The sequence below is a fragment of the Candidatus Leptovillus gracilis genome, assembly GCA_016716065.1.
GTDB lineage: Bacteria > Chloroflexota > Anaerolineae > Promineifilales > Promineifilaceae > Leptovillus > Leptovillus gracilis.
Genome location: JADJXA010000001.1, coordinates 298,171 through 315,356, shown reverse-complemented (window position 1 = coordinate 315,356; position 17,186 = coordinate 298,171). Strand labels below are relative to the sequence as shown.

At 58.5% G+C, this 17,186-nt stretch carries 10 protein-coding genes; 1 reads left to right on the top strand and 9 read right to left on the bottom strand.

Features of this window, described 5'->3' with window-relative positions; genetic code table 11:
* Nucleotides 1-114 precede the first annotated feature (114 nt).
* The 3 genes from IPM39_01375 to IPM39_01365 form a co-directional block, all read right to left on the bottom strand.
* A complete protein-coding gene (locus IPM39_01375) occupies nt 115-3,477 on the bottom strand; it encodes an ExeM/NucH family extracellular endonuclease (GenBank protein ID MBK8984726.1) in 3,363 nt (1,120 codons plus the stop codon).
* 525 nt (nt 3,478-4,002) lie between these two features.
* A complete protein-coding gene (locus IPM39_01370; protein MBK8984725.1) occupies nt 4,003-8,295 on the bottom strand; it encodes an ExeM/NucH family extracellular endonuclease in 4,293 nt (1,430 codons plus the stop codon).
* A gap of 11 nt (nt 8,296-8,306) precedes the next feature.
* Nucleotides 8,307-8,744, bottom strand: a complete 438-nt coding sequence (locus tag IPM39_01365) for a hypothetical protein (protein ID MBK8984724.1) — start codon at nt 8,742-8,744, stop codon at nt 8,307-8,309.
* A 368-nt stretch (nt 8,745-9,112) separates the two neighbouring features.
* On the opposite strand from IPM39_01365, the gene IPM39_01360 reads away from it, so the two are divergent.
* Entirely contained in the window at nt 9,113-12,271 is a 3,159-nt protein-coding gene (locus tag IPM39_01360; protein MBK8984723.1) for a C39 family peptidase, read from the top strand.
* Nucleotides 12,272-12,368: 97 nt separating this feature from the next.
* Here the strand turns inward: IPM39_01360 and IPM39_01355 are convergent, their stop codons facing one another.
* From IPM39_01355 to IPM39_01330, 6 genes are all read right to left on the bottom strand, one after another.
* Entirely contained in the window at nt 12,369-13,181 is an 813-nt protein-coding gene (locus IPM39_01355) for a hypothetical protein (GenBank protein MBK8984722.1), read from the bottom strand.
* A 78-nt stretch (nt 13,182-13,259) separates the two neighbouring features.
* Nucleotides 13,260-14,063 (bottom strand): hypothetical protein, encoded by an 804-nt coding sequence (locus IPM39_01350; GenBank protein MBK8984721.1) that lies wholly within the window; start codon nt 14,061-14,063, stop codon nt 13,260-13,262.
* A 272-nt stretch (nt 14,064-14,335) separates the two neighbouring features.
* Nucleotides 14,336-15,397 carry an SPFH domain-containing protein gene (locus IPM39_01345; GenBank protein MBK8984720.1) on the bottom strand — a complete coding sequence of 354 codons (1,062 nt, stop codon included), beginning with the start codon at nt 15,395-15,397 and terminating at the stop codon, nt 14,336-14,338.
* Between the two features lie 49 nt (nt 15,398-15,446).
* Nucleotides 15,447-15,986 carry a hypothetical protein gene (locus tag IPM39_01340; protein ID MBK8984719.1) on the bottom strand — a complete coding sequence of 180 codons (540 nt, stop codon included), beginning with the start codon at nt 15,984-15,986 and terminating at the stop codon, nt 15,447-15,449.
* Between the two features lie 184 nt (nt 15,987-16,170).
* Nucleotides 16,171-16,398, bottom strand: a complete 228-nt coding sequence (locus tag IPM39_01335) for a hypothetical protein (protein ID MBK8984718.1) — start codon at nt 16,396-16,398, stop codon at nt 16,171-16,173.
* Nucleotides 16,391-17,185 (bottom strand): amino acid ABC transporter substrate-binding protein, encoded by a 795-nt coding sequence (locus IPM39_01330; protein ID MBK8984717.1) that lies wholly within the window; start codon nt 17,183-17,185, stop codon nt 16,391-16,393. Before IPM39_01330 ends, IPM39_01335 begins: the two co-directional genes overlap by 8 nt.
* Between the last annotated feature and the right edge of the window lies 1 nt (nt 17,186).

Sequence of the window (17,186 nt, the reverse complement as noted above, 5' to 3'; positions counted from 1 at the left end):
AAACCGGGCAGGTCTTATGCCCTGCGAGCAAAAATAGGTAAGCGGATGACACGGATTGGACAGCCTGCTAGTCCGTTCAATCCGTGTCTCTATCCATTGCCTGGCGATGGGCTGTTACCTTGCCCGGCGGCGCAGGGCGAAGGCGGTGATGCCGATGCCTAGCAGGGCGGTTAACAGCAGCGGCCAGACCAGGAGTGTGGGCTGGGTGGTGAAGGATTGCAGAGAAACGGCCGTTGGCGTGAAACTCCAGGCATAATCCTCCACCTCGCCGGTGGTGGCCCGGCCGGTGGCCGCTACCGGGGCGCGTGTGCCGTCATCGGCTGTTTCTGTCAGGCGGAAGCGGGCGCGGCAGGGGTTGCTGCTGAAGCAGGCCGGCGCGGGCGGCACGGCAAAGGTCAACGTCTGTTGCCCTTCGCCAACGGCCTCATTGGTGAAAATCTGTTCACCGGCGTCAAATGCACCGCTGTTGTTCCAGTCTACCCAGGCGTTGAGGAAGCAGTCTCTGGATTGGCACACTTCGCCTTCCACGATCACGTCTACTGAGCCATTGGCGCTGTTGGGTGTCCAGGCCACGCCGGGGGTGCGCGCCACGCCATCGCTGATGTCATTGGCCGGTCCCCGGTCGGCGGACCATTCGCTGCCCAGGTGTAGGATGTCGCCGCGGGCGTGCCAGGCGTAGCCGTAGCTGGCCGGGGCGCTGCTGAGGTCGTAGTCGAAGAGGCCCACCAGCACCGGGTCGTGGTCGGAAGAGCGGTAGGCGTTGGCTTCGTAGAGCGGCAGAGCGGCTGGTTTGACGTCGAAATTCGCTTCACCGGTATCTTGTAGCGTATCGTTGTAATCCAGCAAATTTACTTCGTCGCTGTTGATGTGCCATTCGGTGACGCCGGTCACTTGCTCGTACAACGTCGGACTTGCCAGGGCGTGGTCCAGATAGCCAAGCTGCCCATCGAAGACATAGCCATATGCCGGTGCGCCCAGTAAATCATCCAGCAAGTCTGCGTACCCGGCGTTGACGATGTTGGTGATGGGTTCTTCCCGGCGGTAAGCGTTCAGGTCGCCGAGGATCAGGAAATCTGGATCGCCCACGGTGGCAGCCAGAGTGGGCAGCCAGGTGCTCACCAGATAGCTGGTCCCTTTTTGCCGCGTGTCGTTCCAGCAGCCCTGGCCGTCATTTTGGTCGGTATCTGCGCCGCTGGCAGGGCAGCTTCCCTTCGATTTAAGATGGTTGACGACTACAGTGAAGCGTTCGCCGGTGATGATGGTGTCGAAGGTTTGAGCCACGGCCGGACGGCTGCGCGCTGTGCCGGTGTTGTTGGGATCGGTGAAGGCAGCGGCCGTCAGAATTTGCGCCGTACCCACTGGCGTAACACGCCCTGGTTTGTAGATGACGCCAACGGTGATCTGGTCTGTGCCTACGGTTCCAGTGGGGATGTAGGCATACGTCCCTGCGCCGGCTGTGGCATTGAGGCGGCTGACCAGGTTGGCAATGGCCCCATCGTTGTTGTTTTCAATCTCCATCACGCCGATCACGTCAGCGTTCAGCCCCTCAATGGCTGCCACAATTTTGGCTGCCTGACGGTCTAGTTCGGCAGCGGAATGTGCGCCGCGCACGTTGAAGGTGGTGAAGTAGTTGAGGACGTTGAAGCTGGCAACGGCCGTATTTCCCCCCACGTCATTTGCAGAAGTTGATCGGGTATTGACGGCCGTAAAATTATAATTGAAATTGCTCGTCACTGGCCGGATGCGCCAGGCATCGGTACCGATCAGTCCGGCAAACGACCAGTGCAATACGCCGGTCAGATTGGCGATGGTGTCGCCGCCGCGCAAGTAGTTGGTGATGCTGAAACCGGGCGTGGGGTGGAAAACGGGGGCATTCTGAAACAAGGCGTGGTTTTGCTGGTTGCTGTCGTCGTCCAGGATGATGGTGCGCCGCGCTTTGTCAATGAGGTGGGCGGTATAACCGGCTGCAGAGGGAGGATTGGCGTCGGTGAATTGGCGGAAACGGCCGTTTTGCGCCAGCACCACCTGCCCATACCGAGATAGTTCAAAATACTCTGTCACGGTTAGCTCTTGGCTAATCGTCACCAACATCCCTTCAAACGGCTCAAAGTATGCGTTGATTTGCGCCTGCGCCCCGGCCAGGTCTGTGGCTGTAACGCCGGGGATGGGGAGGGAAACGGCCGTTGGCGAGGGTAAGGGATTTACGCTGCTTAGGACGGTTACGGCCCCGGCCGTGGTCGCGTTCAACTGGCTCATATTAAAGTATTCGCTGGAAGCGCCTGTCACCTGCACCAGATCGCCGACGGTGACATCGGTGGGACAGGTTGCGCAGTAGACAAAGATGCCTTCGGAAGTGACCGGGTTGGCGTCCGCGTCGGCGTCTTCTTCCTGGATAAAAAAGCCATCTAACTTGTAGTCATCCACGCCGGCCACGCCCTGGTAGTCGCCGGTGACGATGGCTTCGATGGTGAACGTGCCAGAAGCAGCGGTGCTGCCGCTGCCTTGAATGGCATGAATTTTGGTGACGCTGGACGGTGGTGTGTAGGTGGTGAAGCTCCAGACATAGTTGGCGGCCATGATGTCCGGCGGGTCATCGCTGTCCTGGTCGGTTACCTGGGCAGCGATGATGGTGGGAGTGCAGGGTTCACCTGCGGCGAAATCTGTGGCGGGGTTGAGGCTGAAGGTGGTGGGGCCGCCGGTAACGGCCGTGTTCCCCACATTCCGCACGCCGCTGGTTACACAATTAATCTCGAACCAACTGCCGCTCACGGTCACCGGCTCGCTAAAGGTGACGCTGAGGTCGGCGTTGACGGCCACGCTGGTGGCGTTGTTGGCCGGGTTGGTGCTGCTGACGGTTGGCGGTGTGTCGCCGCCGCTAAAATCTCCTTCTAATAAGACATCATCAATACGCCATTCTACCGCGTTGGAACTGGTAAATCGGATGCGCAAGTTTGCCGTTGCCGGTATCGCACCGCTGGCGGTTCGGTAATGCCAGATTGCCGTACCAGTTCCAGTAGGCAAAGCAGGCACGGTAAGGTTTGTCCAGTTGATTCCATCACTGCTCACGGTAACAGTTAGTCCAGACCCATTTTCGGCATTTGTACTCTTCCTTACGCCAAATGATAGGGTAAGATTGGTATATCCTGTCGTATTGATATCGGCGATCTGAAAATACTCTCCAGAAGTGTTTAACATTGTGTTCCAGGTTCCGGACGCACCAGAATAACCGGAAGGTAAATTATTGCGCATGTCACCTGTGCCGCTCATTGTCAAAACATCATTGACAAAGCGGTTATTGCTCTCATGCACGGCAATTGAGTCGCCGTTTGAGCCACCGGTTCCATCATACATCCCTTCACTAAAAATGGTGGCAAACGGGGCGTCTGGGGCGGCAACGGCCGTTCCCCCCGACTGCCCCGTCATGATAAGACCTAACAACACACAGCAAAACAACATGAAAAACAAGCGCTTTTTCAACGTGACGACTCCTTGATTTAGATTTATCCTGCAAAATGACTGGTGAATTTTCAGACGACACAGGGTGTCTGTTTTTTGCCCGCGGCACCGCCGCGGGCAATGTGGAAGGAGGCTCCAAAAAAAGAAGCCGAACGAATTGTATGGGCGACACGCCCTTTCGTAAAGGGTGATTTGGTTATGAAATTGTTAAGGGGTGTGTTTCAAAATGAGCAGGTAGGGGCGGGACAGGCGGGGCAGCATCTTTGCCCATCACCAATGCCTCGCCCCCGCCTGTCTCGCTCTCTTCTTTGCCCGGACAGGCGTTTGTTGGGCGAGATGGCGCGGAGAAAATGTCGTCTTGCGCCAAATGGGCTGAATATGAGTTTTTGGCATGGTTCATTCTCGATGAACCATGCCGAGTTTTGTCAGTCAACCAGAACCGCCACACAAAAACAGGGCACGAAAGAGAGATGGAATCTCAATTCGTGCCCTGCTTCTGTATGTGTCCCGCCTACAGCCTACAGCTTACGGCCTACAGCCTACAGCTTACGGCTTCATAATCACCGGCAGGTAGAGGGTGTAAACCACGTTCATCGTCACCGTCACCGAGTCGGAAATGCCCAGCGAGACGTGCGTTGGGCTGTTCAGTTCGGCGGTGATGACATGCGCGCCGGGCAGCAGGGCCACCGTGGCCGTGTAGCCCAGCACCGGGCCGGTATCCACGCCATCCACCCACAAATGCCAGTGGCCATCGGCCGGGATGGCAAAGTCGGTGGTGGTGATGACGATGGAAACGTCAACGGCCGTGCCGTTGGTGCTGGTGTACACCTGTCCGTTGGTGGGAGTCAGGATGGTGATGGTGGGGGTGACGACAACGGCCGTCAGGTCCAGCCCAATCAACACGGGATCATGATCAGAGGCGCGGTATGCTTCTTCGCCAAACAAAATCACATGCTGATTGGCTGTCTTAAACTCCATGTTGTAATCTAAGACTACCGGCTCATCAGAATTGATATGCCACCCGCCCGCACCTGTGACAAACGGCGTCAGCACCGCGCTGGCTAGGGCGTGGTCCAGATACCCCCACTGCCCTTCAAAGGTATAGCCATACGCATCCGGTCCCTGGAACTGGGCGATCAAGTTGGTATATCCGGCGCTCTCAATCGCCACGATGGGGTCTTCCAGAGCGTAAGAATTCAGGTCGCCGATGATCAGATAACGCGCTTCGCCGCTGCCAGTGGGGTCTGTCGCCAGATAATTCACCAGCGCTGTCGCAGCGTCCGTGCGCGTCAGGTTGCAGTTGCCCTGGCCGTCACCCGTGTCTGGGTCGTCGGCGCAGGCCGAGCCTTTGGATTTCAAGTGGTTGACGGCTACCGTTACCAGTTCGCCCGTCCCGTTTTCGGCAAAGGTCTGGATCAACACCGGCCGGTTCAGTGTATCAATGAAGGTTGGGTCCACCGCGCTGTCCAGAATGGCATATGCGCCGGCGGGGGTGACGTTGGCTGGCTGGTAAATCAGCGCCACTTTGATGGCGTCTGTACCGATGACGCCGGTGTTGATGTAGGCATACGTACCGGCGCCGGCGGCGTCATTCAACCCTTGCACCAGGTTTTGCAGCGCCGCATCCTGGAAATGGTTTTCCATTTCCATCAGGCCAACAATGTCAGCGTCCAGGGCAACAATAGCATTGATAATTTTGACCCGCTGCCGTTGGAATTCCAGCGCTGTGTTGGCGCCGCGGCAGCCCATATTTTGCTGCGGACCACAAATCGGCGCTCCGGTATCCAGGGTGGTGAAGTAGTTCAGCACGTTGAAGCTGGCTACCCGCAGCGTGCCGCCCACATCAATGGGCATGGCTGGGCGCGTATTGGCGTGTTCAAACACCACTGGCTGCGCTGGGAAGACGCGGTAATCGTCGGAGGCGTCGTTGTTGTAATGGTCCACCACACCGACAATGCCGCCGGGGACCAGGTCGCCGCCGCGCAGGGTGTTGGTGAAGGTGAGCTGCGGATTGGGGAAGACAATCGGGTCTACGTTGGATGATGGGTTGGCGTCGTCAAGGGTGACGGAACTGCGGTTGTTGAGGTCTTGCAGGGCAACGGCCGTTGCCCCAGGGGCCACCACATTCGTCGGCTGCGCCAACCGGTCGCCAATACTCAGGCGCACCTGCCCAAAACGACCCAGATAGAAGTTGTTGGTCACTGTCAGCTCATCTTCAATGGCAATGAGCATCCCCTCGTACCATTCCCAATCGTCGGCCTCGGCCAGCGGCAGGGTGACGACGGTAGGGGTGACAACATCTGTCCCGCAGGCGCTGATGTTGCTGAGGGTTTGCAGTTGGGTCAGCCCGCGGAACTCGGCCACGGTAGCCTGAATGCGCACCACATCGCCGTTGTTAACGGCCGGCGTGTTGTCTGGATCATAGATGAAGATGCCTTCCGAAGTCATCGGATCATCGTCGAAATCGGCGTTTTCTTCCTGAATATAATAGCCATTCAGGGTTGCCTGATGGTCGCCGACAACGACTCCTTCCACCACCACGCTGGTTCCAACCAGCGGCGAGACCAGGCCATTGCCTTGCACAAAGTTGATCGGAACAGCCGAGTCGCCGCAAACGCCAAATGGCAGCGAACCGACCAGGAAGCTGAAGTTATAGTTCGCCACCATGGTCTGGCTGCTGCCGTTGGTCACCTGGTCGGCCAATACCGTTACACTGCACAAGTCGCCGTTAACAAAGCTGCTGGCGGGCGTGATGGTGTAGCTGCTGGTCGGGCCGGCCGGAGTAGTCGCGCCGCCGATGAGACCACTCAGCGAACAGTTCAGGTTGAACCAGTTGGCCGTAACCGTCACCGGTTCGCTGAACTGAATGGTGATGGTGGCATCCGTGGCGACGCCGGTGGCGTTGTTGGCCGGGACGGTATTCAGGACGACGGGGGCGTCTAGCAGCACTTGCACGTCACTCAGGCGGCGCGGTTTCACTTCGTTGAGGGCGTTGAACTGGGTGGCAAAACCAACAACGCGAATCTCTTCGCCGTTGGCCGCGCCCAGGTTGCACACGTTCACGCCGGTGTCGGCGTCTACAAAGACGGTCACCGGACCGGAGCCGTCATCTACCAGGAATTGGTAGTTGCCGGTGCAGGCCGGCAGGCTGGAAATGGTCCCCTGGATTTCCACAATCCAGCCTTCACCGCTGCCGGCCGCCAGGCTGCCGGTGGTGGTGATAATGGGGGTCACTTCGGGGCCAGGGCCAACATTGTTGAAGAAGCTGAGGGCCGTCAGCTGTTCTTCGCCGCTAAACGCGCCGCGGACGCCGATGATCTGCACGGTATCGCCATAATCTACGGCTGGAACCAGCGCGTTGTCGAACACGCCAATACCGCCGCTGGCGTCTTGCAGCGCCCAGCCCTGGGCGTTGAACGTGCCGGGCACGTAGGTGACAACGCCTTCAACGGCAAAGATTTCACCCAAGTTGCCGGCACGGGCGGTAGCGATGGGCACGGCGGCGAAGTTGACGGTGAGGACGCCGGTCTGATCCAGACTAAAGGGGATACCGTTCAGGTCGCCGTAGGTCCAGGCGGCATTGGGATTGCCGCTGCCCCAATTGCCATCGAAGCGGGTGGTATAGGAGTAGACGCCGCTCAGAGTGGGGGTCATAACGCCGACAAATTCGTCATTGTCGAAATCGTCCACGTTGTAAACCATGGGGAACCAGGTCCAGGCGGCGGGGTTAGCGCTGCCGCCAAAACCGACCTGGGCTTTGAGGCCGCGCCCTTCACCGGGCGGATTGGTGACAGTATTGACGAAAACACGGCCGTATACATTGTCCGTCGCCACACCCATATCCGTTTCCAGGGTGGGCGGCCATTGCAGGTTGGCCCACCCGATGACGACGTTGCGGTAATCGTTCACGGTGGCCGTGCCGGCGACGGTATAAGAACGGTTGTTGGTACTGAGTAAGTTGTAACTTGGCGCGCCGGTGGGCACGGTGTCTGTATAAACCAGGTAAAGATATTCGTAGGTTCCGGCGGGTACGGCCGTCAGGGTAACTGTGAAGACATTGTTGGCGGCGTCAGCCGTCATGAGCGTGCTGGTAAGGTTCCAGCCATTGAAATCACCAGCCAGGAATACACCTTCGCCGGGCTGCACCACGTCTTCCAGGTCGTAGTAGACAAAGGTGATGTCGCCTTCCAGCGATTCGACGGTGAAGGCGGCCTGGGCGGTTCCGGTGGTGGTTGTGCCGCTGTATTCGGCGGTATTGGTGATGGTGTCGCCGTAGTCTCCGGTCTGGTCGGCGGTGAAGGTGAAGGTGATGGACTCGCCGTTGGTGACGGTACCGGACCAGGTGATTTCGTTACCGGCTTCGGAAGCGCCGGCCGGTTGTTCTACCCACGCGCCAAAGGTGGTGGAGATGGGCAGGGTGTCGGTGAAGAGAACGGCCGTATCTGCCATGCCGCCGTTATTTTGCAACACAACAGTATATGTGACGGGGCTTTGGAAGGGAACGGCCGTTGCCGGGTCCACGATCTTGCTGATTGCCAACTCCGGTTCAGCCGGGTCCGCGGTGATGGATATGTCGTCAATGCCCACCCACTCGTCAGCGCCCGGGGCATCGGCTGTCATAATGCGTATCTGTACAATGCTCTGGTTGTTAGCTGCAGATGGCAGCGTTACGGATACGGGCGTCACCAGATCGGCCAGGTTAGGGCCGGTGGTAGCGTCCGCTACAAAGCCGTCAGGTAAATTGGTGAAGTCACCGCTGTCGCCCACGCGATAGTGCAGAGCCACCGGCTGAATGGCATTGTCCGCAGAACCATCTATATCGCGAATATTATAGGCCACCTGGATATTACTCAGGCCGGTGGTATCAGATGAACGAGTAGGAATGGGGCGCGTGCAGTTCCCGATCCTTGTAAGGCTACTACGGGATCAGCAATCTCAAACTCGGTAACACCGCCAGTGGTAAAGGTATTGGGGTTTGTTTGGTTGGCGTTTACGTCTATCGGCGTTGTTGTCCCATCGACAAGGATGGTTTGCGGATCAACGCCAGTGGTGGTTGCCAAACCATCGCCCCGATAACCAATAATCCCAGGCACACCTGACCAGTCATCATTCGTAGTGATGAGACTGGTATCCGTCCAGTCTTGGCTAAAAGGCAAGGCCTGGTAGCTGCCGTCGTCAGGAGCGGCAAGAACGTTGGCGTTCAGGGCCGCGAATAGGGCGAGGAAGATGAGAACGGCCGTTCCCATCGCCATACTAACTCGCCACACGGGTTGATGTCTGTGCTTCATAAGAATCTCCTTATTAGGTGATCCGGTCAGGGCTGACCGGGTCTGACAATAAATGAGCGAAACGGGTTTGCCAACTGGGCGGTTCTAAACAGGGAACATTCGCCGATCACGCGCTGGTTCAGTGGGAATTGAGGCGGCGAAACGTCAATAGAAAACGACATCAGTGGTAAACGTCAATGTGGATCATCGCTTCTGTTAAAATAGTAGCATCTTGCGCCAGGATAACAAATGACATTTGTTATGTTTTTGTTAATGATCTTCGTTGACAGCCCTCCCCGCCATCATATACCCTTTAGCTATTCGGGCGGTAAACAAAGAACTTCACCATTCACCATTCACAGTTCACAATTCACAAGGAAGGTTCCCACATGAAAGCGTTTAACAAAATTGGTTTCCACACTGCCAGCGGCGGCAACGCCACCGGCATCGGCGACTATCTGAAAAAGCTGGACGCGGCCAACGTGCCCTTTGTCATCAAAGCAGCCGATGCCATGACTGGCCTGTTTGATGCCCAGGAGCTGGTGCGCGCCCGGCCGGGGGCTGTGCCCCACGTGCTGGCCTTCCGCCGCTCTGTGCCGGCCGACGACAGCACACCGCCATCTGGCAACCCCGACGTGCCCGATTACGACAAAGAGCCAGAGCAGGCGGCCGCCGAACATTGGGCCTGGCACAAACGCCACCTACCGCCAGAACTGGACCCAGAACTGGTGTGGATCGAAACCATCAACGAGCTGCGCAAAGAGGTGGCCTGGGCCGATTGGATCGGCCAATTTGCCTTTCACACCGGCCAGATGGCCCTGGCCGATGGTTACAAATTCTCTGCTTTTGGTTACTCTGCGGGCACGCCAGACGAAGGGGCCTGGGAGACAGACGGGATGCTGCGTTATCTGGAATTGTGCCAGCAGCACCCTGACCGGCTGTCGGTGGCTCTGCACGAGTACAGCTTTAAGACCGAGGATATCTGGTTCTTGCGCGGCGATCATATTGGCCGTTTCGAGAAGCTGCTGGCGGCCTGCGACAAACATCGGATTCAACGGCCGTCTATCCTCATCACCGAATGGGGCTGGACCCACGAACGGGTCCCTCTGCACGTCCCCAAAGCGATGGCCGACGTGGCTGCCGTCGCCGAATACTACGCCCGCTTCCCGGAAGTTTTAGGCGCGGCCATCTGGTATTTGGGGCCGGGCTTCGCCGGTATCGCCAACCTGGCCCAACGGCTCATCCAACCCATCACCCAGTTTTCGCTCTCTACCACGTTCGACGTCCCCGACCCGGCCGAACAACCGCCAACGGAACACCCACCCATGTCGCCGCCGGTGGTTACGGCGCAGGCCAACGGCCGTTTCCTGCGCGACGTGACGATTTTAGACGATACCGTCATCACCAGCGGCGCGGTGTTCAACAAAACCTGGCTGGTGGAAAACAGCGGCCGTGTAGCCTGGGGCAGTGGCTATCGTTTGGTCCACGTGGCCGGGCAGCCGATGACGGCCGTTACCAGCCACCCGCTGCCCGCCGCCCAACCCGGCCAACAAGTCGAAATTACCATCCCCCTGACCGCGCCCGATACGGCCGGGACCCACTTCAGCGATTGGCGCTTCCAGGACAGCCAGGGCCAGTTTTTTGGCGACATCATCTATACCCGCATCATCGCCCAGCCGCCAGTGGCCGACCCGACCGGCGTGTCTAACAGCAAATTTGTCGCTGATGTAACCATCCCCGATGACACCGCCTTCAAACCGGGCGAGACCTTCACCAAAATCTGGCGGCTGCAAAACAGTGGAACCCGCGCCTGGGGGCTGGGCTTCACCATCCGCTATGTGGGCGGCATCAAAATGGCCGCCCAGGAGAGTTTGCCGCTGCCGTCCGCCGCCCCTGGCGCCACGGTGGATATTGCCATCGAAATGGTCGCCCCAACCGCGCCGGGAACCCATTATGAAGATTGGCGCTTGTTTGATGATCGCGGCGAGGTGTTTGGCGAGATTGTCTACGTGCGCATTCAGGTTCCCTGGCAGGCGGGCAGTTCGGTGGTGGCCCCGGTGTCGCAGCGGGATGCGCGTTGGGCGGATAAACGGCTGGGCCATGTTGGGTCGAATCACACCATTGGCAAGTGGGGCTGTTTGCTGACTTGCTTTACGATGGTGGCCAATGTGTACGGCCGTCAGGTTACACCGGCGCAGCTCAACGACACGATGGTGCGCCAGGGTGGTTTTATTGACGTCAACCTGACCAAGTGGAACGCCCTGACCGATGTCTACACCGATATGATTTATGGCGGTAAGCTGCCCTCCAACCCAGAAGTTATCCAGAGCATAGACGCCAGCCTGGCCGAAGGGCGCCCGGTGACGGTGCAGGTAGACTTCACCAGCGATACGCCGTACACCGACAACGACCAACATTGGGTGTTGATTGTGGGCAAAGACGGCGACGATTACCGCATCAACGACCCCTGGCTGCTCCCGGCGCAGGAGGCGTCTTTGAAGGAGCGGTATGGGCGGGCGGGACGGCCGTTGTGGGAAGCCATTCTCGCTGCCATCTTCTACCGCTCCACCAAAGGCAATCCCGCGCCGATTGACACGCCCATTGACGTGCCCGTGTCCAGCCTGCAAACCGGCGTCAACATCAACCCCGATGCCCCCCACAGCAATCCGTTTGAGACCGATGACCTCAAGGGGATGGATTGGGTGCGTTTTGTCTTTAAAGTAGACGCCCGCATCGTTGTCGCCGAGCGGGGCGACATCCGCAAAGCCTTCGCCCAATATGATCCCATCGTTCACGCCTATAACCGCCAGGGTATCAAAGCGCTCATCATCATCAACCAGGAGACCATTTGGGGCAAAGCGCCCTGGACAGGCGCCAACAATTGGCCGGGCTACGCCCAAGACCTGGCGGCGACAGCCAAAGAGATTGCCACCCATTACCGCCGCTACGAGGACAAAGTGGCTTACCAGATTTGGAACGAGGGGGACAAGAAAAACAACCCCGCTTCGGTATTTCTGGAACCGGCGCAGATGGCGCTGATCACCCAGGCTGTAGCCCAGGCTATCCGCGCCGCTTCGCCGGCGTCGCCCATCATCTTTAACGGCATGGCGACGGGACCGGAGGCGACGGCCGCGTATATCAAGAAGGTGGAAACGGCCGTTGGCGGCAAACTGCCCGTAGACGCCATCGGCATCCATCCCTACACCCGCTGGGCCACCAAAGCCCCCTTCGATTGGGGCGGCCAATACGGCACGCTGGCCCAGGCGTTTGATGTTTACCGGCGCGAACTACCCGGCTACAAATTCTGGATCACTGAAATTGGCGTGGCCGACGATGGCGAAATTGGCCCGCAGTATTACGCGGAAATTGGCGATTACATGAAGGATGTGTACAAACACGTCCAAGACCGGCACACGGATCTGGTGCAGGCGCTCATCTGGTTTGCCTGGTCGGATTGGATGCGTAACGCCGGGGTGGTGGACAAAGACGGCCGTCGCAAAGACCACGTTTACAACGCCTTCCGCGCCGTGCGCAACCGGGAGTTGTAAGAGAGACTGGGAGAGGGGGAGACTGGGAGACTGGGAGAAACATCTCTCCTTGTCTCCATGTCTCCATGTCTCCATGTCTCCATGTCTCCCCCTCTTCTTAAAGGGTAACGCGGGTTCCGGCGGCCGGGTCGCCTTGCAAGACGGCCGTTAACCGTCCCGGTTCCATCATCGAAATGAGCCAGACTTCCAGGCCGGCGGCCAGGGCGGCTTCGGCGCGGCGGATGGCCCGCAGTTTGCCGGCCATCGCGCCGCTGGCGTCTATGAGCGGGTGGTGGTCCAGGGAAACGGCCGTTTCCCCCGGACCATTCAGCGACAGGGTGGGCAGACGCTGGGCGTCTGGGTGCTGCTGTGGGTCTTTGTCGTAGATGCCGTCTACCTGGGTGGCTAAAATTAACCGGTCTGCGCCAAAATGCAGCGCCAGGTCCACGGCCACCTCGTCGCCGCCATAAACCATGAAGCCCACCTGATCATCCACCAGCACATCGCCGCCCAACAGCGGGACCATGCCCAGGCGCAAGAATCCGGCGACGGCCGTCAGATAGCTCTCGGCGTGGGCAAAGCCGCTGGCGGCCATGCACGAACTGGGCAGCATCAGGCAAACCGGCATGCCGGCCGCCTGAAACTCTTCAGCCACCGCCCGGCGCAGGCGCATGACATTGTTTTGCGTTTCTGTCAGCGCCAGCAGTTGGTCGGGCGATTGGAAGCCTTTGTGCAATTTGTAACGCAGCACCGGCGGATGCCCAAACGAGCCGACGCCCGTCACCACGATCAGCCGCTGCAACAGCCCGGCGTCCAGACAGGCGCGGATTTCATGGGTAACGGCCGTCAATGTCTCCGCCCGCAGCGAATCCGGCGCGCGCTTATCCGTCAGCAGCGCCCCGCCCAACTTGAGAACAGTCAGATCATTCATATTTGTTTGCTGCAAGCCTCGTTCAGTTCAATCAAAGAAACCACCCACTGACCACGAACACTGAACACCGAACCCCGGCTACAGCGTAAACAACGGCGCAAACGGCCACATCCCCGCCAGCGACAAAACGACAATGCCCACCACCACCGCCAGCGCGATGGTGTAATTGTCCAGACCTTTGGGCGAAACCGCCTCGACGATGGTCGCCAGCAGACTGAGCAGCAGCGTGGGCAGCAGTACCATGCCCACAGACAGGTTGGTGTTGATGCTGAACAGCGCCACCAGAATCAACGACATGCCCGCCGCGCCGACAAACATGGCGATGGAGCCAGGCACGCTTTTCTGCGACCCGGCCCGGCCAAAAGTGCGCCCTTTGCCATAGCGCCGGCCGATAATGTCGGCCAGGCCATCGCCGCCGGCCAGCGCCCCCAGAATGAGCAGGGCGGCCGGGTTAGGGGTGGTGTTGGGCACGGCCGTTTCAAAAAACAAAATCGTACAGACAAACATCACAATGGCGTAGTGCATCGTGCCGCCCAGCAGTTCACGCGGGTTGCCGGTGCGCGACATCGAATTGACAAACGCCTCATCTTTGCGCAGCCCCAAGCCAATCGCCGCAAACTGCCCAATAAACGCCAGCGGCACCACCATCGCCAGATACCGGCTGGCCGCATCGCCAGAAAACAACATCCAGCAAACCACGTACAGCGGCGCGGCAAATATGTGGATGACCTTGCGCGTGATGTACGTTGGCAGTATTTCCCGCTTTTGCAAAACGCCATTCACCAGCACCAACGTCTGAATCACCACAAAGGTCAACACCAGGGCAATCACATCCCATACAAAGGCCAGATTTGGCCCCAATGGATTCATATTCAACAACATCGTTTTCTCTCTATTCCTATACAACACAACCTCCGGGAGATAAGCCATCTCCCGGAGGTGTAATCACTCCCATCGAACTATGAGTAGATCAACATTGAGGCGGTGGGCATCCTCAGATGCCCACCGTTCGCCTACGAGGATGCAAACGTCACTTCGATAATCTGACTAAGTGATCATCTAGAAATGGCATGGCCCAGATTGGACCAATCTCCAAGATTGGTCCAATCTAAAAAACAGGAAGTTATTCTTAGACGATTACTCAGTGGTGGCTTTCAGCCAGCCAGGAACTCATCCAGAGCCGCTTTGCTGATGCGGTAAGCGTTGCCAATTTTTCTGGCCTTCAGCGAACCATCCTGAATGGCGGCCAATATGTCCTCTTCCGTCACCTGCAAGATTTGGGCGGCCTGTCCGGGGGTCATGACATCTGGCGCGGCGGCCGAACCACCAGCCGGGGCGGCCGGGGCAGCAGGCTGCGTTTGTTGGGCTTGCTGCTGCTGCCATGCCTGCTGGTTTTGCAGGTTTTGCATCGCCGCCATGCCCATCGCCCCAATGCCAATATCGCCCATCGAACCGCCGGCCGGATTGGAAGCGGCCGCGACAAAGGCGTCGGCCTGTTGTTTGGCGGTGTAGCTGGTTCCGTAGCCCATGTTGGTGACCACTTCCAGCGATTTGGGATGCAGCGCCAGACGGATGTTGAAGTCCACCAGCACCATGCCGATGGCGTCGAATTCCTCTTGCAGCAGCCCGGCGAGCAGGTCGTTGATCTCTTTGGAGAAGGATTGCAACTGCGCCGGCCCCAGGTTTTTGGCGATAGCCAGTTCGCTGAGCTTGTCTTGCATCATCACGCCCAGCATCGGGTCGAGACGGTTTTTTACTTCGTCCTGGCGTGTGCTGTTGCGGAAGGCGTCCATGGCGTTCAGGAAGCGCCAGGGGTCTTTTACTTTGGTGACATAGGTTCCGTTGCCAACAATGGCGCTGGCCCCCGGCGAGCGCTGCGGATGTTCGACGATGATGGGGTTAGCAGTGCCCCATTTCATGGTAATGTCGGTGGTTTTGACAAAATAAACGTCGGCGGTGAAGACATTTTTACCGCCAAACAGCCCGCGCTCTATCATATTCGTCAGCAGGGGGATGTTTTCGGTGGTCAGGGTGTGTCGGCCGGGGGTGAATGTGCCCATCGGTTCACCGCCGCGTACAAAGACGCAGGTCTCGCCGGGGTTGACGATGAGTTGGGAACCCATCTTAATATCGCCCAGCCCGCCGGGCGGGAATTTCTGCACTAGTTCGTCACGCTGCCAGGCGTCTATGGCAACTCGGTCAAATATCTGAGCCATTGGGTTTTACTCCTTTGTTGCGTAATCTGTATTCGTCAATTATCAATTCTTAACTGATGCCCATGATCACTTCGTTGCGGCCGGCAAAATCTTGATTGGCGGCTTGCAAGACGGTGGTCAGGCGGCGGATGGTGCTGTTGATGTCGCCATCGTCGCGGACCGCTTTGGTCAGGGCGTCTATGCTGGCGTCTATTTCATCAGCGTGGTTTAACATGCTTTCGTCGAAGGCGTAGATGCGGGCCAGGTCTTCTTCTTTGACTTTGATGGCGTCGAAGAAACCGGCATAACCTTGTGGCGCGTCTTTAATTTTGCCGATAAGGCCCATGAGCATGTTGTCGGCGCGCCCCAGAGATTCGGCGTGGTCCATCGCTTTGATGATGTCGCGGCCAAGTTCTTGGTGGACACTGCTGAGGGTGAGGCGGGAGGCTTCCAGGTGGCTGGAGATGGTATCACGCAGAATTTGGTCGGCTTCGCGGCGGCGGCTGCGTTCCATGTAGCCGCCGAGACCGGGCACTTTGGCAAGCAAGTTGCCCAGGCCGCTGGACTCGCCTTTGATTTTATCGTACAAGTCGGACACGTATTCTTTCATAATCTACATTTCTCCTTTGACAAAGAATTTATTACAAAGAGACAAAGGGACAAAGATACAAAGAGAAAAACGCAACGATACAGATTTTCTGGTTGTATGGTTGCTCGCTTTATTTGTAAAGGATGCCCGTTTGGCAGGATGGTCACAGTATAACATACGTTGCTTGTGGTTGGCAGTTTTAAATTCATGGGTCATTTGGCGGGGAGGTGTGGCGGATGAGGCTGATGCCCAGGGCTAACTGGGGCAGGACGAGTAAGAGAAAGGCGATGATGGCGGCGGTAACGGCCGTTCCCCCCGTCATCATCCCATCTTGTGTATAGCTGCGCAGCACCGCAGCCACGACCACGCCTACCAATACGCCGCCCACGATAAGCGCGGCGCCTAACAGTCGTTCAGAGTTTAGCCTACTCATGAAGTCTCTCCTGGCTTGTGGGCGACAACCAGCGGGCAGTGATGGCCGCCAGCTCGCCGGAGGCCCGCAGCCGGGCCAGGCTGTCGTTTAGCTGCCGCAGCAGGTCGCCATCGGCGGCGCGAACGACGAGGGCATATGGCTCTACGGTTACGGCTTCGGCGGCCAGAGTGAGGCCGGGGGTGTCGCGCAGCAGGAGACGGCCGTTTACCCCATCCATCAACGCCGCGTCGGCCGCGCCGGCGAGAACGGCCGTCACTGCTTCTTCCGGCGTCGTGTGTGGCTGTACCACCAGCCCAACCAACTTGCGACTCCAGGCCAGCGCCTCCACATGGCTTTGCGCCCCCAATTCTACAGCCAGCGTGCGGCCCGCCAGATCAGGCATGGCGGCAATCGCCGTTTCTGCCTGCCGCGTCAGCAAAATAAGCCCGGCGTTGAAATAAGGGTCGCTGTAGGCAAAATCTTTGGTGCGCGCCGGGTCTACCACCAGGGCAGAGAGCAGCGCGTCCACCTGCCCGGTCGCCAACGCATCATACAGGCCATCGTAGCCGAAGTAGCTAAAAGCCACGTCCAGCCCTAAATCCGCGCCGATGGCCCGCGCCAGGTCTACATCCAGACCGGTCAGTTCGCCGCCCGCATCCACCTCAAAGGGTGGATAGGTCGGGTCCAGCCCCACGCGCAGCACCCCTTCCTGTTGGATGCGCGGCCAGGTTTGGGCACGGCCGTTGCACCCCACCCAAAGTAGAAGCAGTACCACGGAGACACAGAGGACACGGAGGCTTTTTTGCACT

What these genes read in the sequence shown, in the direction of transcription:
- IPM39_01365 (MBK8984724.1), bottom strand. Translation starts at nt 8,744, where the DNA reads ATGAAGCACAGACATCAACCCGTGTGGCGAGTTAGTATGGCGATGGGA.
- IPM39_01360 (MBK8984723.1), top strand. Translation starts at nt 9,113, where the DNA reads ATGAAAGCGTTTAACAAAATTGGTTTCCACACTGCCAGCGGCGGCAAC.
- IPM39_01355 (MBK8984722.1), bottom strand. Translation starts at nt 13,181, where the DNA reads ATGAATGATCTGACTGTTCTCAAGTTGGGCGGGGCGCTGCTGACGGAT.
- IPM39_01350 (MBK8984721.1), bottom strand. Translation starts at nt 14,063, where the DNA reads ATGTTGTTGAATATGAATCCATTGGGGCCAAATCTGGCCTTTGTATGG.
- IPM39_01345 (MBK8984720.1), bottom strand. Translation starts at nt 15,397, where the DNA reads ATGGCTCAGATATTTGACCGAGTTGCCATAGACGCCTGGCAGCGTGAC.
- IPM39_01340 (MBK8984719.1), bottom strand. Translation starts at nt 15,986, where the DNA reads ATGAAAGAATACGTGTCCGACTTGTACGATAAAATCAAAGGCGAGTCC.
- IPM39_01335 (MBK8984718.1), bottom strand. Translation starts at nt 16,398, where the DNA reads ATGAGTAGGCTAAACTCTGAACGACTGTTAGGCGCCGCGCTTATCGTG.